General features: G+C 66.3%; 23 protein-coding genes. 15 read left to right on the forward strand and 8 right to left on the reverse strand.

The annotated features are described in order from the left end of the window. Positions 1-47 precede the first annotated feature (47 nt). The 3 genes from BDW16_RS04695 to BDW16_RS04705 are packed head-to-tail and all read right to left on the reverse strand — an operon-like array spanning position 48 to position 2,984. Positions 48-1,217: a hypothetical protein gene (locus BDW16_RS04695; protein WP_066577621.1), complete on the reverse strand. Its 1,170-nt coding sequence runs from the start codon at positions 1,215-1,217 to the stop codon at positions 48-50. A 19-nt stretch (positions 1,218-1,236) separates the two neighbouring features. Then, the gene (locus tag BDW16_RS04700) at positions 1,237-2,433 is read right to left on the reverse strand and encodes an exo-beta-N-acetylmuramidase NamZ family protein (protein ID WP_066577614.1); all 1,197 of its coding nucleotides are present in this window, start codon (positions 2,431-2,433) and stop codon (positions 1,237-1,239) included. Next, on the reverse strand, positions 2,430-2,984 hold the full coding sequence (locus tag BDW16_RS04705; RefSeq protein ID WP_083954283.1) for a DOMON-like domain-containing protein: 555 nt from the start codon (positions 2,982-2,984) through the stop codon (positions 2,430-2,432). The genes BDW16_RS04700 and BDW16_RS04705 overlap by 4 nt, the downstream gene beginning before the upstream one ends. Before the next feature lie 165 nt (positions 2,985-3,149). On the opposite strand from BDW16_RS04705, the gene tyrS reads away from it, so the two are divergent. Together tyrS and BDW16_RS04715 are read left to right on the forward strand one after the other, a co-directional pair. Beyond that, complete coding sequence (gene tyrS / locus BDW16_RS04710; protein ID WP_066577611.1) at positions 3,150-4,376, forward strand: tyrosine--tRNA ligase; 1,227 nt, start codon at positions 3,150-3,152, stop codon at positions 4,374-4,376. 102 nt (positions 4,377-4,478) lie between these two features. After that, positions 4,479-4,814, forward strand: coding sequence for a PilZ domain-containing protein (locus tag BDW16_RS04715; protein ID WP_066577608.1), 336 nt, complete (start codon positions 4,479-4,481; stop codon positions 4,812-4,814). 8 nt (positions 4,815-4,822) lie between these two features. On the opposite strand, the gene BDW16_RS04720 is transcribed toward BDW16_RS04715, so the two are convergent. The 3 genes from BDW16_RS04720 to recG are packed head-to-tail and all read right to left on the reverse strand — an operon-like array spanning position 4,823 to position 7,792. Then, the gene (locus BDW16_RS04720) at positions 4,823-5,260 is read right to left on the reverse strand and encodes a DMT family transporter (protein ID WP_066577605.1); all 438 of its coding nucleotides are present in this window, start codon (positions 5,258-5,260) and stop codon (positions 4,823-4,825) included. Positions 5,261-5,319: 59 nt separating this feature from the next. Next, positions 5,320-5,853, reverse strand: coding sequence for a DUF2798 domain-containing protein (locus tag BDW16_RS21850; protein WP_338417961.1), 534 nt, complete (start codon positions 5,851-5,853; stop codon positions 5,320-5,322). Next, positions 5,735-7,792: an ATP-dependent DNA helicase RecG gene (gene recG, locus BDW16_RS04730; RefSeq protein ID WP_066577594.1), complete on the reverse strand. Its 2,058-nt coding sequence runs from the start codon at positions 7,790-7,792 to the stop codon at positions 5,735-5,737. The genes BDW16_RS21850 and recG overlap by 119 nt, the downstream gene beginning before the upstream one ends. A 70-nt stretch (positions 7,793-7,862) precedes the next feature. Between recG and BDW16_RS04735 the strand changes: the two genes are divergently transcribed. The 6 genes from BDW16_RS04735 (at position 7,863) to BDW16_RS04755 (ending at position 16,137) form a co-directional block, all read left to right on the forward strand. Next, positions 7,863-8,129 (forward strand): FAD assembly factor SdhE, encoded by a 267-nt coding sequence (locus tag BDW16_RS04735; RefSeq protein ID WP_066577588.1) that lies wholly within the window; start codon positions 7,863-7,865, stop codon positions 8,127-8,129. 100 nt (positions 8,130-8,229) lie between these two features. Then, complete coding sequence (mfd, locus tag BDW16_RS04740; protein ID WP_066577586.1) at positions 8,230-11,703, forward strand: transcription-repair coupling factor; 3,474 nt, start codon at positions 8,230-8,232, stop codon at positions 11,701-11,703. 384 nt (positions 11,704-12,087) lie between these two features. Further along, positions 12,088-12,774, forward strand: coding sequence for a hypothetical protein (locus BDW16_RS21035; protein WP_125958855.1), 687 nt, complete (start codon positions 12,088-12,090; stop codon positions 12,772-12,774). A 184-nt stretch (positions 12,775-12,958) separates the two neighbouring features. Further along, entirely contained in the window at positions 12,959-13,486 is a 528-nt protein-coding gene (locus tag BDW16_RS04745; protein ID WP_083954282.1) for a hypothetical protein, read from the forward strand. Positions 13,487-13,896: 410 nt separating this feature from the next. Beyond that, entirely contained in the window at positions 13,897-14,394 is a 498-nt protein-coding gene (locus BDW16_RS04750; RefSeq protein ID WP_066577581.1) for a GAF domain-containing protein, read from the forward strand. Positions 14,395-14,604: 210 nt separating this feature from the next. Then, positions 14,605-16,137: a DEAD/DEAH box helicase gene (locus BDW16_RS04755; protein WP_066577579.1), complete on the forward strand. Its 1,533-nt coding sequence runs from the start codon at positions 14,605-14,607 to the stop codon at positions 16,135-16,137. A gap of 27 nt (positions 16,138-16,164) precedes the next feature. On the opposite strand, the gene BDW16_RS04760 is transcribed toward BDW16_RS04755, so the two are convergent. After that, the gene (locus tag BDW16_RS04760) at positions 16,165-17,118 is read right to left on the reverse strand and encodes a hypothetical protein (RefSeq protein ID WP_066577576.1); all 954 of its coding nucleotides are present in this window, start codon (positions 17,116-17,118) and stop codon (positions 16,165-16,167) included. Positions 17,119-17,352: 234 nt separating this feature from the next. Here BDW16_RS04760 and BDW16_RS04765 point away from each other — a divergent pair, with 234 nt between their 5' ends. From BDW16_RS04765 to BDW16_RS04795, 7 genes are all read left to right on the forward strand, one after another. After that, positions 17,353-17,907 (forward strand): F0F1 ATP synthase subunit delta, encoded by a 555-nt coding sequence (locus BDW16_RS04765; RefSeq protein ID WP_066577574.1) that lies wholly within the window; start codon positions 17,353-17,355, stop codon positions 17,905-17,907. Positions 17,908-17,918: 11 nt separating this feature from the next. Further along, on the forward strand, positions 17,919-19,448 hold the full coding sequence (gene atpA, locus BDW16_RS04770; protein ID WP_066577572.1) for a F0F1 ATP synthase subunit alpha: 1,530 nt from the start codon (positions 17,919-17,921) through the stop codon (positions 19,446-19,448). Between the two features lie 94 nt (positions 19,449-19,542). After that, the gene (locus BDW16_RS04775; protein WP_066577570.1) at positions 19,543-20,424 is read left to right on the forward strand and encodes a F0F1 ATP synthase subunit gamma; all 882 of its coding nucleotides are present in this window, start codon (positions 19,543-19,545) and stop codon (positions 20,422-20,424) included. A 5-nt stretch (positions 20,425-20,429) separates the two neighbouring features. Then, positions 20,430-21,029, forward strand: coding sequence for a hypothetical protein (locus tag BDW16_RS04780; protein ID WP_066577568.1), 600 nt, complete (start codon positions 20,430-20,432; stop codon positions 21,027-21,029). A gap of 32 nt (positions 21,030-21,061) precedes the next feature. Next, positions 21,062-22,591 carry a F0F1 ATP synthase subunit beta gene (atpD, locus tag BDW16_RS04785; RefSeq protein ID WP_237241318.1) on the forward strand — a complete coding sequence of 510 codons (1,530 nt, stop codon included), beginning with the start codon at positions 21,062-21,064 and terminating at the stop codon, positions 22,589-22,591. Then, on the forward strand, positions 22,591-23,247 hold the full coding sequence (locus BDW16_RS04790; protein ID WP_066577565.1) for a hypothetical protein: 657 nt from the start codon (positions 22,591-22,593) through the stop codon (positions 23,245-23,247). The genes atpD and BDW16_RS04790 overlap by 1 nt, the downstream gene beginning before the upstream one ends. Position 23,248: 1 nt before the next feature. Beyond that, positions 23,249-23,506 carry an ATP synthase F1 subunit epsilon gene (locus tag BDW16_RS04795; protein ID WP_066577563.1) on the forward strand — a complete coding sequence of 86 codons (258 nt, stop codon included), beginning with the start codon at positions 23,249-23,251 and terminating at the stop codon, positions 23,504-23,506. Positions 23,507-23,581: 75 nt separating this feature from the next. Here the strand turns inward: BDW16_RS04795 and BDW16_RS04800 are convergent, their stop codons facing one another. After that, positions 23,582-24,019 carry a DUF6265 family protein gene (locus tag BDW16_RS04800; protein WP_066577560.1) on the reverse strand — a complete coding sequence of 146 codons (438 nt, stop codon included), beginning with the start codon at positions 24,017-24,019 and terminating at the stop codon, positions 23,582-23,584. Positions 24,020-24,045: the final 26 nt, after the last annotated feature.

Here is a 24,045-nt window from a genome sequence, read left to right on the forward strand (position 1 = left end):
GGCTTGGACATGGTTCCGAACTTAAAGGAACTGCGGTTAAGACAGAGCTAAGGCTTTTCCCGTCGACTCTCAACCGCCGCCGCGAGCGTGACGACCGCATAAATCGCCACCGCAGCCAGCCCCCAGCTCACCCGCCCGGCGATCGCGAACGGCGTTACCAGCAGCAGATAGCCTGCCGGGCTTCCCCACCAGCGCTTGACGACCGCCTGCGTTCGCTCGCCGATCGCAACGGCGGCGAGTGCGGAAAGCGCGAGAATCAATCCGTCGAGCGTCGCGTCCGCACGCGTCTCCATGAGTCCCAGCGCAAGGATCACGATACCGGCGATCGCCCCGATCAGATGCTCCTGCGCCGCCGCGCGCTTCTCTTCGCCCCGCAGCGCCGACAACGCGGCGCCCGTCGCCAGCGCCGCAACGCCCGGCAGAGCGACTCCGGCGCCCCAGGGCCAGCCCAGTGCGATCAGCGCCGCCGCACCCGCGCCCAGCGCCAGCCCGCCCGCGGTCAGCGCCCAGCCAGGCACCGCCTTCTCGACGACCTTGGGCAATGCCAGCCGTGCGATGCGGGTGAAGACATGCCGGTCGGCCCAGCTCGTCCGCCGCTCGGTCAGCGCGGCGAGCACGGCGTTGCTGCGCGAAGCGAGCGCGCCGCCGTCCCGTTCGACGCCATGTCCGGCGCGCACGGCGCTCGACGGCAGCGATACCTGCTCGGCTCCCGCCTGCACGATCGCGCGCAGCAGGGTCGACTGGAAATCATAGTCTGGCGGGAAAGCCGCGATGTCGGTGATCCGCTGAACCGGAATCCGCGCCACGCCCGCCCAGCAATTCTGCGCATCGACCCGTTCGAGCGAAGCCGACGGTTCCTGCGTGACAAGAATCGCATCCTTGCCCTCGCCCGACATCTTGTCGACGACGTCATCGGTGGTGACGAGGCCGTCGGCGAGCACCACGATACTCGCCAGCGGGTGCGCCTTGGTCGATGCCTCGGCGGCAGATCGCACGATATCCACCGGCACGCCGCGCTTCGCCGCGCGGCTGACGGCGCCGAGCAGCGCGGGCGTTACCCGCGTCACTGCGACCAGGATCTGCCCCGCTCCGGCACCGACCAGCAGCCGCGCCTGGTATTCGAGCAACGTCATCCCGCCGAACGGCAAGGTGGCCGCCAGCGTCCCCGGCTTGTCGCCTGCGTCCTCGGTCGCGAAAATCAGCCCCGCCAACATCATGCCTGCGGTTACGGCAAACTTAGTAGCGAAGGAAGGGCTGCCGAGTCGCTTCCCACGCCGATTCGTCCGCATCCGCCGTCGAGTCGAGCTCGCCCGGCGCCGCCGCGACGTCGTCGACCCATGCGCGCAGCCCCGGCCCGCCGTTGATCACGTCGATCGCCAGCTTGTCGAATTCATATTCGTACGGGAAGTCACGCCACAGGTCATAGTCGGGGTAGAGCGCCCGGATCGCCCTGAACCCCAGCGCCTGAAGCCGCCACGGCCGGAAGGCTTCATGGTCGTATCCCGCCCCCTCGGCATGGATGAACACGCCGTTGCACAGCTCGCCGACATGTTTGTGGAAGGTCGGCTGGAACCAGAAGTCGCGCAGCGTGCATCCCGCCAGCCATTCGGGCGCAATCCGCCGCATCTCGGCGATCACCGCCTTGGCGTCGATGTCCGGCGCGCCGAACAGCTCCAGCGCGCGCGTCGTCCCGCGGCCCTCCGACAGCGTCGTTCCCTCCAGCATCACCGTGCCGGCATAGGCGCGGGCCATATTCACGTTGGCGGCGTTGGGGCTGGGGTTGATCCACACCCGCTCCGGCGGCCAGCCGAAGCCCGGCGCGGCATCGGGCGCCCAGCCCTGCATCTCGATCACGCGATAGGGCAGGTCGAGCTTGAACTGGTCGATGAACCACGCGCCCATCTCGCCCAGCGTCATGCCGTGCCGCATCGGCATCGGCCCCGCGCCGACGAAGCTCTCCCAGCCGGGCAGCAAGGTCAGCCCCTCCACCGGCCGCCCCGCCGGGTTGGGCCGGTCGAGCACCCACACTTCCTTGCCGTGCTGCGCCGCCGCTTCGAGCATGTAGAGCAGCGTCGTCACATAGGTGTAGATGCGGCAGCCCAGGTCCTGCAGGTCGATCAGGACGATGTCGAACGTGTGCATCGACTGGCCGGTCGGCCGCCGCACTTCGCCATAGAGGCTGAACACCGGCATCCCGTAGGTGGGATCGGTATAGTCCGGCGACTCCATCATATTGTCCTGCAGGTCGCCCCGCACGCCATGCTGCGGCCCGAACACCGCCGACACGCTCACCCCCGCCGCGACCAGCGCGTCGAGGCTGTGGGTCAGGTCCGCCGTCACCGAGGCGGGATGCGCGAGCAGCGCCACGCGGCGCCCCTTGAGCTGGTCGAGAAGCGCGGGGTCGGCGAGCAGCCGGTCGATACCGAAGTTCATGAGGCATCAGGTGCCGGGAGTTCGAGCGCAAAGCAATCGGGATGATGGAAATCGGGTTTCCCGGGCGGGTGGTTGAGCGCCCAGTAGGATCTGGTCCCGTCGGTCTCCTCGATCACCGCCGAGAGGCCGATCGCCACCGGCCCAGCCGGAATCGCCGCAAGGTCGACCTCCGCCTCCAGCACGAAGCTCTCGCCTTGGCGCTCCAGCTCGATATGCGGTTCGATCAGCAGCTCTAGGTTGCGCATCCCGGCGCGGTAGCCGTCGAACGCATAGGCCGCCCATTGCCCGGACGGCGACAAGTTGAACTCGACATAACCGTCGCCGCCGCCGGGTTTCAGGAACAGCTCGCAACAGGTTCGCTGCCACAGCCCATCCGTGCGGGCGGGTGATGCCGGATCGGGAACGGCCAGCGCTTCGCCCGGCGCGATATAGAAGGTCAGCAGCACCCGTTCGGCATCGGTCATCGACAGTTCGACGTCGACGGACCGCACCGAACGGGGCGGCGTGTCCGGGTGCGGGGCGAGCGAGAGCGCATGGGCAAGGGGGAACATGATGCAGGCGTAGCATCGCCCGTCCCCGCCTTGGAATCGCTTTCCCGCGTCACGGGATTCAACCCGGCCCGGTGACGATGCCATTCACCGTTTTGCTCTGCTTCCGCCCACCCGTCGCGCCACCCCATGGCGCGCCGCGCCCAACCCTGCTAACCGCGCCGCGCTATGACCGAATACACGTCCGATCTGCTTCGCCTGCTCGACCAGCGTGGATATATCCACCAGGTCACCGACGCCGCCGCGCTCGACGCGCTGGCCAGCAAACAGATCGTGCCCGGCTATATCGGCTTCGACCCGACGGCGCCCTCGCTCCACGTCGGCAGCCTCGTCCAGATCATGCTGCTGCGCCGGATGCAGCAGAGCGGGCACAAGCCGATCGTGCTGATGGGCGGCGGCACCGGCAAGATCGGCGACCCGAGCTTCAAGGACGAAGCGCGCAAGCTGATGACCGACGAGGTCATCGCCAGCAACGTCGCGTCGATCAAGACGGTGTTCGAAAAGTTCCTGACCTTCGGCGACGGCCCCACCGACGCGGTGATGGTCGACAATGCCGACTGGCTCGACAAGCTCGAATACATCCCGTTCCTGCGCGACATCGGGAAGCATTTCTCGATCAACCGCATGCTCAGCTTCGACAGCGTCAAGCTGCGACTCGACCGCGAACAGTCGCTCTCGTTCCTCGAATTCAACTACATGATCCTCCAGGGATATGACTTCCTGGAGCTGTCGCGCCGCGCCGGCTGTCGCCTGCAGATGGGCGGGTCGGACCAGTGGGGCAACATCGTCAACGGGATCGAGCTGTCGCGCCGCGTCGATGGGACCGAGGTCTATGGCGTCACCACGCCGCTGATCACCACCGCAGACGGCGGCAAGATGGGCAAGACCATGTCGGGCGCGGTCTGGCTCAACGAGGATCAGCTCCCGGCGTTCGACTACTGGCAGTTCTGGCGCAACACCGACGACCGAGATGTCGGCCGCTTCCTGCGCCTGTTCACCGATCTGCCGCTCGACGAGATCGCCCGGCTCGAAACGCTCGAAGGCGCGGAGATCAACGAGGCGAAGAAGATCCTCGCCACCGAAGCCACCGCGATGTGCCGCGGCCGCGAGGCAGCGGAAGCTGCAGCCGAAACCGCGCGGAAGACCTTCGAGGAAGGCAGCTCGGGCGAGTCGCTCCCCACCCTCGCGGTCAGCGGCGAGATCAGCGTGGTCGACGCACTGATCGGCCTCGGCTTCGCCGCGTCGAAGGGCGAGGCCCGCCGTCTGATCAAGGGCGGCGGCGCGCGCGTCGATGGCGAGAAGGTGAGCGACGAGGCGGCCATGGTCACGGTTGGCGCGGCACAGGTCCGCGTCTCGGCGGGCAAGAAGCACCACGGATTGCTCGATCCGGCCTGATCGCCGGCAAGCTTTCGCTAACCATGAGAGTTGCCGCGACGTTTACGCCCGGCGCCTAGCCTTTGCTTCCAGCAGTTGCCGGGGTGAACGGGGCATGCGCGCGTGACGTACCAGTTTTCAGCCGCAGCAGGGGCGCCCGCCCTCGCATCCGATCGCCGGGCGATCGAGCGCGACGAGGTCCATTATCGAGCCCGGGCATCCGGCCCCGACAACCAGCCGGTCACCCTGCTGATCGTCAACATTTCCCCCCACGGCCTGATGGCCCGCTGCGAAAAGCCTTTTGCGGAGGGGGACCGGCTTCGAGTCATGCTTCCGGCGGTAGGCACTGCCATCGCGGACGTGCGATGGTCGCTCGGCGGCCGCCTCGGCGCCAGCTTCGAGCCCGCGATCAGCCTGGCGAGCTATTACGCGTTGATCGCCCAGCTGGTGAAGAAGTGACTTAGGTTCTAGCCTTTCCGAACCAGGATCACGCCGGCCAGCACCAGCAGCACGCCAAAGGCCTTCATCGGCGTCACCGGGTTCTCCGGCAGCCGGATCAATCCGAAATGATCGATCACCAGCGCCGCCGCCAGCTGCGCGGCAATGGCGATGGTCAGCATCGAGGCAAGTCCGAGCCGCGGCGCGGCATAGGCCGAGGTCGAGACGAAGATCACGCCATAGATGCCCCCGGTCCATGCCCACCAGGGCACATCCTTGAGCGCCGCCGGCGACGTGCGGTCCAGCGTCGCCCAGATGCCGAGCAGGATCACGGTGCCGATCGCGAACGAAATCAACGCCGCGAGGATCACCGATCCGCTTCGCGCCAGCGTGCCGTTGACCGGAGGCTGCATCGCGACGCCGATCCCCGCAAGGATCGTCATGAGGATTGGAAAGATCGCTGACATCTGCGCGAGCAGATAGGTCGTGACGCGGCCGGTTCAACCCGCGCCGCGCCCTTTCCCGATCAGGCCGAAGGCCGCTCCACGATCGCGCCGACGATCCGCCGTACGACCGGCAGCACCATCAGCAGCACCGGAAAGGCGATCACCCAGGACAAGGCCCAGGCCCCCATCCAGGCGCGCGGAAAGGCTTCGGAGAAACCCAGGCTCCGCGCGGTGGCGATCGCCGAGACGACGAACGTCATCATGATCGAAAGAATGAACGCCGATACGAGCCCCGCATGGCGGGCGGGCAGACGGCGGGGACGAAACTTGCTTGGCATGATATTCTCACATTCAGGGCATCGGCCAGCATCCCGGGAAGACCCCGTTTCCCGGCCGATCACCGGGTTGGATGCGTTGCCTGACGTGAGACGCTTACGGCCTTCGCTGTGAAGGCGCGCCGCCTTTCTCACAGATGCGACCGATTCGCAACAGACTTCAACCCGCCCGCAACAGTCCCACCGCCGCATCGCGCTCGAACAGGTACAGCGCGACCCGCGCCGCCTGCCCGCGCTCGCCGTCGAGTCCGCCGTCGCGATCCACCAACAGCCGCGCATCGGCATTGGCCGCGCCGATCAGCTCGGCGAACTTCTCGGGCGGGGCGAGCCTGAACGTCTGCTCGCCCGACTGGCGCGTTCCGAGCATCTCTCCGGCGCCGCGCAGCCGCAGATCCTCCTCGGCGATGCGAAAGCCGTCATTGGTCTCGCGCATAAGCGCCAGCCGCGCCCGCGCCGTCTCGCTCAGCGTCCCGCCGCGCAGCAGCACGCATACCGATCGCCCGCCGCCGCGCCCGACCCGCCCGCGCAGCTGGTGGAGCTGGGCGAGGCCGAAGCGGTCGGCATGTTCGATCACGATCAGTGTGGCGTTGGGCACGTCCACGCCCACCTCGATCACCGTCGTTGCGACCAGCACGCCCAGCTCGCCGCTGGCGAAGCGCGCCATCACCGCGTCCTTTTCCGGCCCCTTCATCCGTCCGTGGACCAGCCCGATCCGCTCGCCGAACCGCGACCGCAGCGCCTCGGCGCGCTCCCCGGCGGCGGCGAGGTCGATCTTCTCGCTCTCCTCGACCAGCGGGCAAACCCAATAGGCCTGCCCGCCGCCCGACAGATGCCGGGCAAGGCCGTTGACGATTTCCTCCAGCCGTTCCTCGCTGATCACGCTGGTTTCGATCGGCTGGCGGCCGGGCGGCATCTCGTCGAGCTTGCTCACGTCCATCTCGCCATGCGTGGCGAGTTGCAGGGTTCGCGGGATCGGCGTCGCGGTCATCACCAGCAGATGCGGCGCGGTCTTCGCCTTGGCCTGCAACATCATCCGCTCGGCCACCCCGAAGCGATGCTGCTCGTCGACCACGACCAGCCCTAGATCGCGATATTCCACCCCCTGCTGGAAGATCGCGTGGGTGCCGATCAGGATATCGATCGACCCGTCGTGCAGCCCCATCAAGGTCGCTTCCCGCGCGCGGCCCTTGTCGCGCCCGGTGAGGATGGCGATGCGCACATCCAATCCCGAGAACAACCTCTGCAACGTCTCGAAATGCTGGCGCGCGAGGATTTCGGTCGGCGCCAGCATCGCGCCCTGAGCCCCGGCCTCGACCGCGATCAGCAGCGCCATCGCCGCGACCAGCGTCTTGCCCGCGCCGACATCGCCCTGCAGCAGCCGCAACATCGGGCGGCTCTGTGCCATATCGCCCTCGATCTCCCGGATCGTCCGCGCCTGCGCCCCCGTCGGCGTGTAGGGCAGGTGCAGCGCATCGCGCAGCCGCCCGTCGCCCGCCAGCGGCCGTCCCTTCTTCGCCCGCGCCGCACCGCGCACCAGCATCAGCGCCAGCTGGTTCGCGAACACCTCGTCATAGGCCAGCCGGTCGCGCGCCTTCGCGTCCGCCGGATCGGCATGGATCCGCGCCAGCGCCTCGCGCCACGCCGGCCAGCCGTTGCGGTCCTTCAGGCTCGGCTCGATCCATTCGGGCAGCTCGGGCGCGCGCTCGATCGCCTGTGCCGCCAGCGCCGCGAGCCGCTTCGAGGTCATCCCCTCCGACAGGGGATAGATCGCCTCGCGCCCGGTGGGTTCAGCCGCTTCGGGCGCGACCACCTCGGGGTGCACGATCTGCAATTCCTGCCCGTACTGGTCGAGCTTGCCCGATACCCAGCGCGGTTCGTTCAGCGGCAACTGCTTCTTGGCCCAGCCCGAATTGCCGCCGAAGAAGACCAGGGTCACATAGTTCCCCTTCGCATCCACCGCCTCCACCCGCGACGGCGCGCGCGCACTGCCGCCCATCCGGTAGTTCACCGGGGTCAGCGTGATCGCGATGATCCGGCCGACATCCGCCGCATCCAGCTCTTCGCGCGGCAGCCGGTCGATCCATCCGCTCGGCAAATGGAAGGCGACATCCACCACTCGCGCCAGCCCCAGCCGCTCCAGCGGCTTGGCAAGCTGCGGCCCCACGCCCTTGAGCGCGGTGACTTCGGCGAACAGCGGGTTGAGGATATCAGGGCGCATGTCTATCTGCGTGTGCCTACACCCAGCCGACAGCGCAACAAAGCGCCGTCGGCCAATTTGCGTTGAGAAAATGGACCGCGAAACCCGTCTGAAACGTCTCCGCTTCCGCGCCTGGCACCGCGGCGTCAAGGAAGCCGATTTGATGATCGGCGGATTCTTCGACGCGCACCATGCCCGCTGGGGCGACGCGGAGATCGAATTGTTCGAGGCGCTGCTCGAAGAGCAGGACGTCGACATCATGGCCTGGGCGATGGGCACCCAGCCCGTCCCGCCCGAATATCACGGCGCGATCATGTCCGCGCTCAAGGCACTCAACTACGTGCCCGTCGCCGAATGATTGTGAAAGCCGTCACCCCAGCGAAAGCTGGGATCTCCTGCCACAAGCGACGCGCCAGCGAGGAAAGACCCCAGCTTTCGCTGGGGTGACGAACTGAACCATGCCCGACCTGAACCAGATCCTCTCGGCCACGACGCCACTCACCCTGTCCGGCGTCCCCGCGGGCTTCCTCCCATGGTTGCTCGCCGATCTCGCGCGCGCCAGCACCACCGGCGCGGTCTATATCGCCCCCGACGAGTCCGCGATGCGCGCCGTCGCCTCCACCGCAGCCTTCTTCGCGCCCGAGCTCGAGATCGTCCAGTTCCCCGCCTGGGACTGCCTGCCCTATGACCGCGCCAGTCCCACGCTGCGCGTCATGGCCGAGCGAATGGCCGCGCTCGCCGCGTTGCAGGGCAAGACCAGCAAGCCGCGCCTGATCCTCACCACCGTCAACGCCGCGACCCAGCGCACGCTGACCCCGTTCCGCGTCCGCCAGATGACCGCGCGGCTCGCGCCGGGCGAGCGCATCTCGCTCGACAAGCTCGCCGCGCTCCTGTCCGCCAACGGCTATGTCCGCACCGACACCGTTCACGACTCCGGCGAGTTCGCGGTGCGCGGCGGCCTCGTCGACCTGTTCCCGTCGGGCAGCGAGCAGGGCCTGCGCCTGGACTTTTTCGGCGACGAGATCGAGAGCGTCCGCACCTTCGACCCCGCCGATCAGCGCACCACCGGCCGCGTCGACGGCTTCACCCTGCTCCCCGCCAGCGAAGCCCTGCTCGACGAGGATACGATCAAGCGCTTCCGCACGCGCTATCGCGAGAAGTTCGGCGCCACCGCCACCGGCGATCCGCTCTATCAGGCCATCAGTGATGGCCGCCGCCTCGCCGGCATGGAGCATTGGCTGCCGCTGTTCGAGGAGCGGCTCGAAACGCTGTTCGAGCATCTCCCCGCCGACGCCGTGATCGTCCGCGATGCGGGCGACGCCGGTGCGGCGGAGAACCGGTTCGAGGCGATCGCCGACTATCAGGCCAACCGCGTCCGCGCCCAGTCGACCGATGCCGGCAGCTACCGCCCGCTCGGCACCGACCAGCTCTATCTCCTCCCCGCCGAATGGGACAAGCGGCTCAAGGAAGCCAAGGCGCACCTCGCCACCCCCTTCCACGAGCCCGAAAGCGCGACCGTCCTCGACTTCGCGGTCGATGGCCCGCGCGACTTCGCGCCCGAGCGCGCCGCCGGCACCAACATCTACGAAGCCGTCGCCGAACACCTCGCCAAGCTGCGCAAGGCCGGGAAGAAACCCATCCTCGCCAGCTATTCGATCGGCTCGCGCGAGCGCTTGAAGGGCCTGCTCGCCGACCATGGCCTGCCCAATGCCGTGTTCGCGGAGAGCTGGCAGGAGGCGCTCGGAGTCGCCGCGGGCGGGCGCGATTCGGGCAATGTCGCGCTCATCGTCCTGCCCCTCGACCATGGCTTCACCTCACCCGAGGTCGCGCTGCTCACCGAGCAGGACATGCTCGGCGACCGCCTCGTCCGCCGCAACAAGCGCAAGAAGTCGACCGACGCCTTCCTCGCCGAGCTCGCCACCCTCTCCCCCGGCGACCTCGTCGTCCATCTCGAGCACGGCATCGGCCGCTACGAGGGGCTGACCCAGATCCCGGTGCAGAAGGCGCCGCACGATTGCGTCGCGCTCACCTATGCCGGCGGCGACAAGCTCTACGTCCCAGTCGAGAATCTCGAAGTCCTCTCGCGCTACGGCTCGTCGGAAGAAGGCGCCGCGCTCGACCGTCTCGGCGGCGAGGCGTGGCAGCGACGCAAGTCGCGGATGAAGGAGCGCATCCGCGAGATCGCGGGTGAACTCATCGCCACCGCCGCCGCGCGCGCCGTCCGCCCCGGCGAAGTGCTCGAACCCGATCCCGGCGGCTACCCCGCGTTCGTCGATCGCTTCCCCTTCACCGAGACCGACGACCAGGATCGCGCGATCGGCGACGTGCTCGAGGACCTCGCCGCCGGCCGCCCGATGGACCGGCTCGTCGTCGGCGATGTCGGCTTCGGCAAGACCGAGGTCGCGTTGCGCGCCGCCTTCGTCGCGGCGATGGCGGGGCAGCAGGTCGCGGTGGTCTGCCCCACCACCTTGCTCGCCCGCCAGCACTTCACCAACTTCGTCCAGCGCTTCGAGGGCTTCCCGATCCGGATCGGCCGCCTCTCCCGCCTCGTCCCCGCGGCCGAGGCCAAGGCGACGCGCGAAGGCCTCGAATCCGGCCAGATCGACATCGTCGTCGGCACCCATGCCGTCCTCGCCAAGGGGATCGAGTTCAAGCGCCTCGGCCTCGTCATCGTCGACGAGGAACAGCGGTTCGGCGTCACCCACAAGGAACGGCTCAAGGGCCTCAAGGCCGACGTCCACGTCCTCACCCTCACCGCCACCCCGATCCCGCGCACGCTACAGATGGCGATGTCGGGCCTGCGCGAGCTCAGCGTGATCCAGACCCCGCCGGTCGATCGCCTCGCGGTCCGCACCTATGTCATGCCGTGGGACCCGGTCGTCCTGCGCGAAGCCCTCCTCCGCGAACATTATCGCGGCGGCCAGAGCTTCCTCGTCACCCCGCGCATCGCCGACCTGCCCGATATCGAGAAGTTCCTGCGCGAGGAGGTGCCCGAGGTGCGCTACGTCGTCGCCCATGGCCAGATGGCGGCGGGCGAGGTCGAGGAGCGCATGTCCGCCTTCTACGACAAGAAGTACGAGGTGCTGGTCTCCACCACGATCATCGAATCCGGCCTCGACATCCCCAGCGCCAACACCATGATCATCAACCGCGCCGACCGTTTCGGCCTCGCCCAGCTCTACCAGCTGCGCGGCCGCGTCGGCCGGGCCAAGACCCGCGCCTATGCCTATATGACCACCGCGCCCCAGCGGCTGATGACCGAGGCCGCGGAAAAGCGCCTCAAGGTCCTGTCCGACCTCGAAAGCCTCGGCGCGGGGTTCCAGCTCGCCAGCCACGATCTCGACATTCGCGGCGCGGGCAATTTGCTCGGCGACGAGCAGTCGGGGCATATCAAGGAAGTCGGCTACGAGCTCTACCAGTCGATGCTGGAGGAGGCGATCATGGACGCCAAGGCCGGCGGCCTTGCCGACGCGCGCCCGCGCGACCTGTCGCCCCAGATCACCGTCGACGCCCCGATCCTGATCCCGGAGGGCTTCGTCCCCGATCTCGACCTGCGCATGGGCCTCTACCGCCGCCTGAACGAGGTCGAGGACAAGCGCGGCATCGACGAGTTCGCCGCCGAGATGATCGACCGCTTCGGCAAGCTGCCCGAGGAGACCGAGAACCTCCTGCTGCTGATCGAGGCCAAGCTCAACGCCAAGCGCGCCTGCATCGCCAAGATCGACGTGGGACCAAAGGGCGCGCTGGTCAGCTTCCACGAGGACAGCTTCCCCAGCGTCGAGGGCCTGATGGCCTATGTCGCCAAGCTGGAAGGCACCGCCAAGCTGCGCCCGGACATGAAGCTGGTGATCAGCCGCGCCTGGGCGACGCCGCGGGCGCGGCTGAATGCGGCGGTGCAATTGTCGCGGGGGTTGGCGAAGGCGGCGGGGTAGTCGGACAAGCTCAAACTATAAAATCACCACCCTCGCACTAATTACGAAAGGTGAAGCAAGTCGTAGACACGGAGAATACCGCTTTCGAATTCAACCTGCTACCTATCAGGCTGAATGACACTGGTTATGACAAAGCGGAAGAAATCACCACCGACGGCCAAGCCTTGCATTTTCTGTCCGCGACCGCGCGGCAGCAAGGAGCACTTTTGGCCTGAATGGATGCACCCCATATTGCCGCCACCGCCTGTAGAGCCGCGTCACAATAGGCTCGCGTTCAGTTCGTCGCCTTTTACTGAAATGACGAAACAAGGGCGCGAAAACACTCAAGGTTCACTCTACAATATCCGCATGAGGGTTGTGTGCGCTAGGTGCAACAACGGCTGGATGAATACGCTGGAGACTGATGCGAGACCACATCTCACTCCACTAATAACGGGTGAGAGGGTAACGCTTGATCGTGCAGCTCTCGACATTGTGGCTAAATGGATCACACTGAAGATAATGGTGGCCGAACACGCTGAGGACGATCTCGCTGTCACCCCTCGCTCGGATCGGATGTCATTCCGCGATCATGGAATAATCCCGCCCTATTTCCGCATCTACGTTGCGTCTCACGCGCTACCCTTTGAAAAATCCGTGGGCTATTTTCGAAATAGTCGAAGCCTAGCAATTAGGCGTGAAGGTGAAAACTCGCCCAAAAATCTCTCGGAAATAATATCGAGATCACTCCAAGACGAACCTCCAAAGTTCTCACCACCTCTAGGAGATGTATCGAACAATATTCAAACCGTCACCTTCTTCCTTGGAATGGTATTTGTTCATGCGACGGCAGCTCGCGTAGACGGTTTTGAAATCGAAAATATGGTCCGAATGCCTACGCTTTACGACACAGCCCGGATTTGGCCCCCGGCCGGAGGGGGGATGGATTGGCCACGTGAACCTGCCTTCAATCTTAAACAGGTGGATTCGATTGCTGGGAGCATGGAGACGGGATTCAGGGCTCAGAACTTGTTCTGGGTTAGCGAGGCACCAGAGCAGGAAACGAGCGCCTTTCCCGGAGGGACTGAATGACCCGATGGCCTATGTCGCCAAGCTGGAGGGCACCGCCAAGCTACGCCCCGATATGAAACTGGTCATCAGCCGCGCCTAGGCGACGCCAAGGGAGTGGCTGAATGTAGCGCTGCAATTGTCGCGGGGTGGGCGAAGGCAGCGGCGTGAGAGGAAAGGCGCCCTATCCAACGAGAGGACCCAATGGATGAAATGGCTCATTTCCTGGCTTGAAACCCATCAAGCACTCTCGGGTTGGGCCCAATTTGCCGGTGCCATGTTGGCCCTGTTAGTCACTTACCTAACAATTCTCATTCCGATCTGGCGACGCAAACGGCAGTTACGCAACGCGGCGCTGCGTCTGATCGCTAACGGTTATGAAGCAATCGAGAGCTATCATTACACTTCCGGCAACTTTCTGCCTCTTGCCATCTCATTGCGCGGCGCCGCGATGATGATGGCGAGCGTAGCCAACGAAATCGATCGCTTCCCGATCTATGAGCTGGACGATCAGGGTCCGCGCTCCACAGCGCGTACGCTTGTAGCAATCGCCGGATTGCTGCGAGGCATACAACTCTATCTTGAATCCCTTGAGGCAGCACTTGGTGATAACGCCATGAGCGTCGAAGAGCGCGATCTGATGCGATCCTTTCTTCAAGAGCAGATGGTCTTCGTTCAAAATTTGCTGGCAGGCAAGCTTGTGGCGCGACCGATTTGGCCAACACCCAGTTCCTAAATCTATGCGCTACCGAGACGCCGAAGTTGACGTAGCCCTAGGTCATTACCGGATCGGAGAAATTAATAACCAACAGAACGATTCTAGATGCATTCTCGAAAGGCTGAATAAATACAATTAGGATGCATCCGAGCCAACATAGCGCATTCAATCTCTTGCAATGTTGGATTTCGTCTGCTCACCTCACCCAGTCGCATGACGACCGCTCTTTGATCCTGTCGATCCGCACGTGCCGGACAGCAACCTGACACCCCGCCGACAAAGGCGACAAAGTTGACAGAATGAATCGCGTTGCCCGTAACTTCGTCAACTTCGGCCGAGATGCGCCGCGACACTGGCAAGCACTGGCCAACCCCGCCCTTTTCCTCACCCTCTCCGTATGTTAACCATCTTCTTCGAAGGGGAAGAGGATGCCGCATCACGACATCCCGGGCCGCCACGAGCGGCTGGCGCAGGCGATCGGCCTGCTCGATTCAGCGTCCGGCCGGGACGATGCCACCGCGATCCTGCGCGATCACGCCCGCGCCATCGCCGATGCCGACGGCATCACCGTGGTCCTGCGTGAGGGCAAGGAGGTGTTCTACGCCGCCGAGGATGCGATCAGCCCGCTTTGGACCGGGCAGCGCTTCCCGGTCGAACGCTGCATCTCGGGCCTTGCGATCATGGCGGGCGAGCCGATCCTGATCCCGGATATCCGCAACGATCCACGCGTTCCGCTCAACGCCTATCTCGCCACCTTCGTCGCCAGCATGGCGGCGTTCCCGATCGGGCGCACCGCCGCGCTCGGCGCCTATTGGCGTCAATCCGGCGCGGTCGACCTCGAAGCCGCCGGGCTGATGACCCGCCTCGCCGCCGCCGCGGCTCGCATCTTCGACCCCAGCGCCCCGCCCGCCCGCAAGGCCGGCTAACGCTCACATTGACTTTTGGCAGCATTGTTGCCATATCGCGCCGCAGCGAGGCGTCATGCAGCGTGATCGGTCGCTCGGGTTCGCCCCGAACGCCCCGGCTCCGCCTCGGTTGATTACAGGCTTCCCTAGTCACGCGGGTCGTCATTTTTTGACCCCGCCTCCGTGCGCGCTTTCGGCGTGCGCGTCGGCCGTTTTTGCAAAGAGATTCCTTTGACGCAATTCAACACCCTCGGCCTGTCCGAGACCACCCTCGCCGCGCTCGCTGCGAAGGGCTACACCACCGCGACCCCGATCCAGGCGCAGTCGATCCCGGCGCTGCTTGAAGGGCGCGACCTGCTCGGCATCGCCCAGACCGGCACCGGCAAGACCGCCGCGTTCATGCTGCCCTCGATCGATCGCCTGATCGCGTCGGGCAAGCGGGCCCAGCCGCGCGGCTGTCGCATGCTCGTCCTTGCGCCCACGCGCGAACTGGCCAGCCAGATCGCCGAAAGCGCGCGCCAGTATTCGAAGGGCACCAAGCTCAGCGTCGCCACCGTGTTCGGCGGCACCTCGATCCACAAGAACAAGACCGACCTGGCGCGCGGCGTCGATATCGTCGTCGCGACCCCGGGCCGCCTCGTCGACCTGATCGACCAGTGCTACGCGATCCTGCTCGGGATCGAGATCCTCGTGCTCGACGAAGCCGACCAGATGATGGACCTTGGCTTCATCCATGCGCTGAAGCGCATCGTCCGCGAGCTGCCGAGCAAGCGCCAGACTTTGTTCTTCTCGGCGACCATGCCCAAGTCGATCCGCGACCTCGCCAACCAGTTCATCCATGAGCCGGTCGAGGTGAAGGTGACCCCGGTGGCCACCACCGCCGAGCGGGTCGAGCAGTTCGTGACGCATGTTAGCCAGAGCGAGAAGCAGTCGCTGCTGACGATCAAGCTGCGCGACGAGAGCATCGACCGCGCGCTGATCTTCACTCGCACCAAGCATGGCGCCGACCGCGTCGTGAAGCTGCTCGCCGCCAGCGGCATCGCCGCCAATGCGATCCACGGCAACAAGAGCCAGCCGCAGCGCGAGCGTGCGCTGGGCGAATTCCGCTCGGGCAAGGTCAAGCTGCTGGTCGCCACCGACATCGCCGCGCGCGGCATCGACGTGTCGGGCGTCAGCCACGTCTTCAACTTCGAGCTGCCCAACGTGCCGGAACAATATGTCCACCGCATCGGCCGCACCGCGCGCGCGGGCAATGACGGCGTGGCGATCAGCTTCTGCGCCGATGACGAGAAAGCCTATCTGCGCGACATCGAGCGGCTGACCCGTCAGAAGCTGACGGTGGTCCCGCTGCCCGAGGACTTCGTCAACGAATCGGCGAAGATCAAGTCGAGCCGCGGTCCGGTGACGATGAGCCGCGACGAGCAGAACGGCCGCAACGGCCGCGCCATGCAGGGGCGCGGTGGCGGCCATGGCGGTCAGGGCCGCAATGGCCAGGGCCGGGATGGCCAGCGCGGTCCGCGTGCCAACCCCGCCGGCGATCGTCGTCAGGGCGAGCAGCGTGCTGACCGCCCCCAGGGCGAGCGCCACGCGCGTCCCGAGGGGCAGCGCCAGACGCTCGGCGCCAGCTTCGGCGGGCGCGAGGGTGGCGAGAACCGCAGCGGCCAGCGTCCGCAGGGCGATCAGCCCCGCTTCTACGGCCCCAGGAAGAAGAAGTGGGCGCCCCGCCCCGCCGGCGGCGGCCAGCGCAGCGGCGGCCGCGGCTAAGCAAGCACGTTCCGGCGCGCCGGGCGGTTACCGCCGCCCGCGCGCCGCGTCGTCGGCCTGCGCTGCGATCAGCCGGCCAACCCGCTCCGCGCCCGTGACGGCTTCGTTGCCGCCCGTGCCGATCAGCGGCGCGGCACGGCGATACAGGTCCAGCGCCTCGCGATAGTCGCCCGCCGCCTCGGCGCACAGGCCGAGGTCGAAGGTGATCGACGGGTGATTGGGCGCCTGCCCGTCCATCACTTTCCACGCGGCGCACGCCCCGCGCAGGTCGCGCTGGGTCTGCCGGACAATGTCCTTGAACGGACGGTTGAGTTCCTTCGCCAGCCCCTTGGTGCTTTCGCGGAAGCGGATACTGTAGGTCTCGACCACCGGCGCGATGTCGCGGCGTACCTCGCCCGCGATCCCCTCGATCATGCCGCGCACCGATTCCTCCACCGTGCGCGCGGGGTCATCGCCCCGGCACCAGCTGATCTCGTCGCGCTTGGGCTTGGCCGCCGTATAGATGATGCGTCCGTCCGCCGTGCGCGCCAGGCGCAGGTCGGCGTTCACATTCACCACGCGGCGGGTGCAGTCGACCTCGACCTCCGCCTCGCGCAGGCACTTGCCGCTGTCCTTGCCGCCCTCGCGTTCGACGCAGCGCTTCTGCTTCTGCTTGAAGCGGCTTTCCTGCACGCCGCTCGTTACCGCACCGCTCAGCACGCCGTCCGGCCCCTGCCCGCCGCCGAACGCCGCGATCAGGTCAAAATGCGGACGCCCCTCAATGTCGGGCTGCGACAAGGCGCGTTCGATCGCCATTTCCAGCTGCCGCCCGTCGCGTCCGTTGAACCGGTCGATGCCCAGCGAATCGAGCAATGCGGCCTCGCGATAGGGCGCTGCGAACTTACCCGTCATCTTCACCGCTTCGGCAAATGCCGGCTGCGCGGTGACTCCCGCCGCGCTCACGCACAATGCCGCATACCGCCCGAAACGCTTCGTTCCCATGATTTCCCACCCGCAATGCTCAAGAGAGCAAGAACCCGTTACGGTTTTGCATCGAAGGCGCGGTGGAACAAGACCGACATTCCTGTCCGCAATCTTCATCGAAACGTCACACGGGTTGAATCCCCCGCCCCCCTTTGCTACGCGCCCGCCAACCCAAGCGGGGCTGCCGGTTCATTCGGCGCGCCCCTTTTTCGCATGGGGCCATTTCGAGATTCCAAAAGGAAGCACGCGTCCGTGGAGAATTCCGGCGGTATTCAAGCAAGTCTAAGCGGGCGCTACGCGACCGCCCTGTTCGAACTGGCGCGCGAGAAAGGCGCGATCGAGAAGGTCGAATCGAGCCTTGCCGCGGTGAAGCAGGCGCTGACCGATTCGCCCGAGTTCGCAGCGCTCACCCGCAGCCCGCTGATCGGCCGCACCGACGCGGCCAATGCGGTCGCGGCGGCGGCAAAGGCGATGAAGCTCGATTCGCTCACCACCGACTTCCTCGGCGTGCTGGCACAGAACCGGCGCCTCGCCGCGCTGACCGGCATCGTCCGCGACTTCCGCACCCTCGCCGCGCGTCACCGTGGCGAGACGAGCGCCGAAGTCGTTTCGGCGCACCCGCTTTCCCCCGCGCAGGTCAAGGCGCTCACCGCACAGCTGCGTGAGCGCGTCGGCCGCGACGTCAATGTCGACCTGTCGGTCGACCCCTCGCTGCTGGGCGGCCTGGTCGTGAAGATCGGCTCCCAGATGATCGACAGCTCGATCAAGACCCGTTTGAACTCCCTCGCGCATGCGATGAAAGGCTGAAAGCTAGCACCATGGATATCCGCGCCGCAGAAATCTCGAAGGTCATCAAGGACCAGATCGCCAATTTCGGCACCGAGGCAGAGGTCAGCGAGACCGGCCAGGTGCTGAGCGTGGGTGACGGCATCGCGCGCGTCCACGGCCTCGACAACGTCCAGGCAGGCGAAATGGTCGAGTTCGCCAACGGCGTTCAAGGCATGGCGCTCAACCTCGAGGCCGACAATGTCGGCATCGTGATCTTCGGCTCGGACTCGGAGATCAAGGAAGGCGACGTCGTCAAGCGCACCGGTACGATCGTGGACGTTCCGGTCGGCAAGGGCCTGCTCGGCCGCGTGGTCGATGGCCTCGGCAACCCGATCGACGGCAAGGGCCCGATCGTTTCCGACCAGCGCTCGCGCGTCGAGGTGAAGGCGCCCGGCATCATTCCGCGCAAGTCGGTGCACGAGCCGGTCCAGACCGGCCTCAAGGCGATCGACGCGCTCGTCCCCGTCGGCCGCGGCCAGCGCGAGCTGATCATCGGCGACCGCCAGACCGGCAAGTCGGCCGTCGCGATCGACACCTTCATCAACCAGAAGACCGTCAACGCAGGCGATGACGAGGGCAAGAAGCTCTATTGCGTCTATGTCGCCGTGGGCCAGAAGCGCTCGACCGTCGCGCAGCTCGTGCGCACGCTCGAAGAGAATGGCGCGATGGAATATTCGATCGTGGTCGCCGCGACCGCGTCGGACCCCGCCCCGCTTCAGTTCCTTGCGCCGTACACCGGCTGCGCGATGGGCGAGTATTTCCGCGACAACGGCATGCATGCCGTGATCGTCTATGACGATCTCTCGAAGCAGGCCGTCGCCTATCGCCAGATGTCGCTGCTGCTGCGCCGCCCGCCGGGCCGCGAAGCCTATCCGGGCGACGTCTTCTATCTCCACAGCCGCCTGCTGGAGCGCGCCGCGAAGCTCAACGACGCCAACGGCAACGGCTCGCTCACCGCGCTGCCGATCATCGAGACGCAGGCGGGCGACGTGTCGGCCTACATCCCGACCAACGTGATCTCGATCACCGACGGCCAGATCTTCCTCGAGACCGACCTGTTCTTCGCGGGCATCCGCCCGGCGATCAACGTGGGCCTGTCGGTGTCGCGCGTGGGTTCGTCGGCGCAGACCAAGGCGATGAAGAAGGTGTCGGGCTCGATCAAGCTCGAGCTGGCCCAGTATCGCGAAATGGCCGCGTTCGCGCAGTTCGGTTCGGACCTCGACGCTTCGACGCAGAAGCTGCTCAACCGCGGCGCGCGCCTGACCGAGCTGCTCAAGCAGCCCCAGTTCTCGCCGCTGCCGTTCGAGGAGCAGACCGTGTCGATCTTCGCCGGCACCAACGGCTATATCGACAGTGTGCCGGTGCAGGATGTCGTGCGCTACGAGGCGGCGATGCTCGCCGAGATGCGTTCGAAGCATGCCGACATCCTCAAGGATATCCGCGACAGCAAGGATCTGAGCGACGCCACCAAGGGCAAGCTCAAGGACGCGCTGGAAGCGTTCGGCAAGACGTTCGCGTAATTCGCCGTCGCCCCAGCGAACGCTGGGGCATCGTACGGCAGGGGAAACCCTCATGAGATCCCGGCTTTCGCCGGGATGACGTGATAGGAAGAAGATGGCCAGCCTCAAGGCACTCAAGGTCCGCATCGGCTCGGTGAAGTCGACGCAGAAGATCACCAAGGCGATGAAGATGGTCGCCGCCGCCAAGCTGCGCCGCGCGCAGGAAGCGGCCGAGGCCGGGCGTCCCTACGCCCAGCGCCTCGAAGCCGTCGTCGCCTCGCTCGCCAGCAAGGTGAGCATCAGCGAAGCCTCGCCCAAGCTCCTCGCCGGCACCGGCAAGGATCAGGTCCATCTGTTCGTCGTCGCGACGTCGGACAAGGGCCTTGCGGGTGCGTTCAACACCAACATCGCCCGCCTCGCGCGCCGCCGCGCGCAGGAGCTGATCGCCGAGGGCAAGACGGTAAAGTTCTACACCATCGGCAAGAAGGGCCGCGCGGTGCTGAACCGTCTCTTCCCCAAGGACATGGCCCATTCGATCGAGCCGGGTGACCTCGGCAAGCTCGGCTTTGCCGATGCGCGCGGCTATGCCGACGATCTGATCGCCCGTTTCGAGGCCGGCGAGTTCGACGTCGCGCACCTCTTCTACTCCAACTTCAAGTCGGTCCTGACCCAGGAGCCGACCGAGCAGCAGATCATCCCGGTCGCGATTCCCGCAGCGCCTGAGGGCGACGCCGCGGCTTCGGCCGTCACCGAATATGAGCCGGGCGAAGAGGAAATCCTCGCCGACCTGCTCGGCCGCAACGTCGCGATCCAGCTCTACCGCGCGATCCGTGAGAACGCCGCGTCGGAACAGGGCAGCAAGATGACCGCGATGGACAACGCCACGCGCAACGCGGGCGACCTGATCAAGCGTCTGTCGATCCAGTATAACCGCGCGCGTCAGGCGGCGATCACGACCGAGCTGGTCGAGATCATCTCGGGCGCCGAGGCGCTCTAAACCCCATGCGCACCGCCGCCCTTCTCCTACTCGCCGCGGCGTCGCTCGCGGGCTGCAATGCGCAGCCCGGCGGGTCGAACGTCGCTGCGCCGGAGAACGCGTCGGTGGAGAAGCCAGGCACGCTGGCGGACGCCTTCACGGACCCCGCCGCGACCGTCGCGAAGCTCAACCAGTTCGGCTATCGCCTGGGTGAGTACAAGAACGGCCCCAACGGCTTCACCGCGGGCGGCGAGCCGGTGTTCCTCTCTCAGACCGACGCCAAGAACCCGAACCGCGGCACGGTCGAGCTGACCGGCAAGGACGGCGCAGCGATCGATACGATCGTCTTCGCGCTTACCGTGACCGACGATACCAACGCCGGTACGGCGAAGAAGCGGCTGACCGACAATGTCCGCGCCTTCCTGTTCCAGTACGGCGTCAAGGACGAAGGCGCGCTCGACGCCATCGCCAAGGAGCAGGACGCCGATGGCCTGATCGGGAACATCCCGACGGCCATCGCGGTGGAGAAGGTTGAAGCAGCCCCCCGCCGCATCACCGTGACTTTCACGCGCCCGACCGCTACGGCCCCGGCCGAATCGGCGGTGCAGAACACCCAGCAACCCTGATCGAAGCATTCGCCAAGCAAGGACTATAGACCATGGCAACCGCAGCCCCCACCGCAGAGAAGCCCGCACGGAAGCCCCGCGCGGCCAAGCCCAAGGCAGACGCCACCGTCGCCTCGGCACCCGTCGCCGCTGCCGGCACGGGCCGTATCGCGCAGGTGATCGGCGCGGTCGTCGACGTCGCGTTTGACGGCGAACTGCCGGCGATCCTCTCGGCGCTCGAGACCGACAACAACGGCAACCGCCTCGTGCTCGAGGTCGCCCAGCATCTGGGTGAGAACACCGTCCGCACGATCGCGATGGACTCGACCGAAGGTCTGACCCGCGGCCAGGCGGTCACCGCCACCGGCGCGCAGATCCAGGTGCCGGTCGGCCCCGCGACGCTCGGCCGCATCCTCAACGTCGTCGGTGAGCCGATCGACGAGCGCGGCCCGGTCGCCACCGACCTGCGCGCACCGATCCATGCCGAAGCCCCGCTGTTCGTCGACCAGTCGACCGAGAGCGCGATCCTCGTCACCGGCATCAAGGTCATCGACCTGCTCGCACCCTATGCGAAGGGCGGCAAGATCGGCCTGTTCGGCGGCGCCGGCGTCGGCAAGACCGTTCTCATCCAGGAACTGATCAACAACATCGCCAAGGGCCATGGCGGCACCTCGGTCTTCGCGGGCGTCGGTGAGCGTACGCGTGAGGGCAACGACCTGTATCACGAGTTCCTCGACGCCGGCGTTATCGCCAAGGACGCCGACGGCAACGCGATCAGCGAAGGGTCGAAGGTTGCGCTGGTCTATGGCCAGATGAACGAGCCGCCGGGCGCCCGCGCCCGCGTCGCGCTTTCGGGCCTGACCATCGCCGAATATTTCCGCGACGTCGAAGGCCAGGACGTGCTGTTCTTCGTCGACAACATCTTCCGCTTCACCCAGGCGGGCGCGGAAGTGTCGGCACTGCTCGGCCGTATTCCTTCGGCCGTGGGCTATCAGCCGACCCTGTCGACCGACATGGGCGCGCTGCAGGAGCGCATCACCTCGACCAACAAGGGCTCGATCACCTCGGTGCAGGCCGTGTACGTCCCCGCGGACGATCTTACCGACCCGGCGCCCGCGACCTCGTTCGCCCACCTCGACGCGACCACGGTTCTCAACCGTGCGATCTCGGAACTCGGCATCTATCCGGCGGTGGACCCGCTCGATTCGACCAGCCGCGTGCTCGAACCGCGCGTCGTCGGTCAGGATCACTACGACACCGCTCGCGCGGTCCAGTCGATCCTGCAGAAGTACAAGTCGCTTCAGGACATCATCGCCATCCTAGGCATGGACGAGCTGTCGGAAGAGGATAAGCTGACCGTCGCGCGTGCGCGGAAGATCCAGCGTTTCCTGTCGCAGCCGTTCCACGTCGCAGAAGTGTTCACCGGCATCCCCGGCGAGTTCGTGCAGATCGAGGACACGATCAAGTCGTTCAAGGCGGTGGTCGAGGGCGAGTATGATCACCTCCCCGAAGCCGCCTTCTACATGGTCGGTGGCATCGACGGCGTGATCGCCAAGGCCAAGAAGCTGGCCGCCGAAGCCTGATGCGTCAGCGCGCTGCCCGGATTGTCGCGGTATGCACCGCGGCGCTGCTGGCCGGCGCGCCGATCGCCGTGGCGGCGCAGACCGCGCCGCCCGCCAGGCCGCCCGCGGCCGCGCGCGCGCTTCCGGTGCTTGAACTCTCGCTGTTGACCGACTTGGCGGCAGATACCGCCTCACGGCTGTGCCCGGATGTGTTGTCAGGCAAGGCGAAGCTGCCGCCCCCCGGGACTGAAGCCTGGTGGCAGGGCTACAAGCTTACCGACGGGTTATCCAAGGAAGCCATGGACGCGCTCGGCCGGGACGGTATCTCGCTGATCTCCCGGGCCACGCTGGCGCATGGATCGGCCACCGACGGTGACTTCGTCGTTGCACTGGGCGGATCGGCAGGGGAGACCTGTCGCCTGATCGTGTATCGCGCCGTTCCAGCTACCGAACTCGCGGCACGCATCTCGACCGCGATGGCCGCCCCGAAGCACGGTTGGAAGGCACTGCCCGTCTCACATCAACCTGCCGCTGCCGACAAGCTCAGCCTGCTCCTGCGCCGCGACGGCAAGCCGTATCTCGCCAATCTGCTCACGCCAAAGACGCCCGGTCCGGTCGCTCTGGCGATTATCGTCGCCGCGATTCCCCCGCACGTGACGTTGCCCCAAGGATTCTGACATGCCCCTTCATTTCGAACTCGTCACCCCGGAACGTCTGGTCCGCTCTGAGGAAGTCCATATGGTTGTCGTTCCCGGCACCGATGGCGACTTCGGCGTGCTGGAGGGCCATGCGCCCTTCATGTCCACGGTCCGCGACGGCAATCTCGAAATCTACAAGTCCGCCGGCAACCAGAGCCCGGAGATCGTTCGCATCGAAGGCGGCTTCGCCGAAGTGAACGAAAAGGGTCTTACGGTCCTCGCCGAAAAGGCCGGATAACCGCGCGGCGCCCGCACGGATGAAACGACAAAGGCCGCGGGGCGACCCGCGGCCTTTTGCGTCCCGGCCTCGCCTTCACTGGTCCCTGCGATAGCGCCAGCGCATCGCCTTGCTTCCATCGGCGAGCGAGATTTCGGCGGTGAGTTCGTCCCCCTCCAGCCGGTAGCGGATGCGCTGCGGATAATCGTGCGCGGTATTGATGAAGGTGATCCCCTCCCCGCCCGCAACGGCGCGAAACGCCGTGGGCGGCTTGCCGCCGGGCTGCGCCTGATAGACCGCGACACCGCCGTCCATCGTGATCCGCAGATATTCGAACGCGACCGTGCTTTCCCCCTTCACCATCTGTGATACGCCAAGCATCATGCCGCCCGCGGGCGGCTGCCATTGCTCGCAGGTCCGGGTCGGTCCGCCCCCTGCAGTGCACCAGCGCCCTGCCAGCCATTCGGGCAAGCCGCCCGTCGCGGGCGCCGCACCCGGCAGCATCAGCATCAGTCCCAGCGCCTTCCACCTCATCCGCCGTCTCCTCCCTGTGTCATGCC

The organism is Sphingomonas koreensis (assembly GCF_002797435.1).
Taxonomy (GTDB): Bacteria; Pseudomonadota; Alphaproteobacteria; order Sphingomonadales; family Sphingomonadaceae; genus Sphingomonas; species Sphingomonas koreensis.

Coding starts and splice junctions, on each gene's coding strand:
- recG (WP_066577594.1), bottom strand. CDS start 7,792: ATGCGCCCTGATATCCTCAACCCGCTGTTCGCCGAAGTCACCGCGCTC.
- BDW16_RS04790 (WP_066577565.1), top strand. CDS start 22,591: ATGCGTCAGCGCGCTGCCCGGATTGTCGCGGTATGCACCGCGGCGCTG.
- mfd (WP_066577586.1), top strand. CDS start 8,230: ATGCCCGACCTGAACCAGATCCTCTCGGCCACGACGCCACTCACCCTG.
- BDW16_RS04780 (WP_066577568.1), top strand. CDS start 20,430: ATGCGCACCGCCGCCCTTCTCCTACTCGCCGCGGCGTCGCTCGCGGGC.
- BDW16_RS04760 (WP_066577576.1), bottom strand. CDS start 17,118: ATGGGAACGAAGCGTTTCGGGCGGTATGCGGCATTGTGCGTGAGCGCG.
- BDW16_RS04795 (WP_066577563.1), top strand. CDS start 23,249: ATGCCCCTTCATTTCGAACTCGTCACCCCGGAACGTCTGGTCCGCTCT.
- BDW16_RS04700 (WP_066577614.1), bottom strand. CDS start 2,433: ATGAACTTCGGTATCGACCGGCTGCTCGCCGACCCCGCGCTTCTCGAC.
- BDW16_RS04775 (WP_066577570.1), top strand. CDS start 19,543: ATGGCCAGCCTCAAGGCACTCAAGGTCCGCATCGGCTCGGTGAAGTCG.
- BDW16_RS04745 (WP_083954282.1), top strand. CDS start 12,959: ATGAAATGGCTCATTTCCTGGCTTGAAACCCATCAAGCACTCTCGGGT.
- BDW16_RS04705 (WP_083954283.1), bottom strand. CDS start 2,984: ATGTTCCCCCTTGCCCATGCGCTCTCGCTCGCCCCGCACCCGGACACG.
- BDW16_RS21850 (WP_338417961.1), bottom strand. CDS start 5,853: ATGCGCGGCTGTTGGTGGATCGCGACGGCGGACTCGACGGCGAGCGCG.
- BDW16_RS04695 (WP_066577621.1), bottom strand. CDS start 1,217: ATGATGTTGGCGGGGCTGATTTTCGCGACCGAGGACGCAGGCGACAAG.
- atpA (WP_066577572.1), top strand. CDS start 17,919: ATGGATATCCGCGCCGCAGAAATCTCGAAGGTCATCAAGGACCAGATC.
- BDW16_RS04800 (WP_066577560.1), bottom strand. CDS start 24,019: ATGAGGTGGAAGGCGCTGGGACTGATGCTGATGCTGCCGGGTGCGGCG.
- BDW16_RS21035 (WP_125958855.1), top strand. CDS start 12,088: ATGAATACGCTGGAGACTGATGCGAGACCACATCTCACTCCACTAATA.
- tyrS (WP_066577611.1), top strand. CDS start 3,150: ATGACCGAATACACGTCCGATCTGCTTCGCCTGCTCGACCAGCGTGGA.
- BDW16_RS04750 (WP_066577581.1), top strand. CDS start 13,897: ATGCCGCATCACGACATCCCGGGCCGCCACGAGCGGCTGGCGCAGGCG.
- BDW16_RS04720 (WP_066577605.1), bottom strand. CDS start 5,260: ATGTCAGCGATCTTTCCAATCCTCATGACGATCCTTGCGGGGATCGGC.
- BDW16_RS04735 (WP_066577588.1), top strand. CDS start 7,863: ATGGACCGCGAAACCCGTCTGAAACGTCTCCGCTTCCGCGCCTGGCAC.
- atpD (WP_237241318.1), top strand. CDS start 21,062: ATGGCAACCGCAGCCCCCACCGCAGAGAAGCCCGCACGGAAGCCCCGC.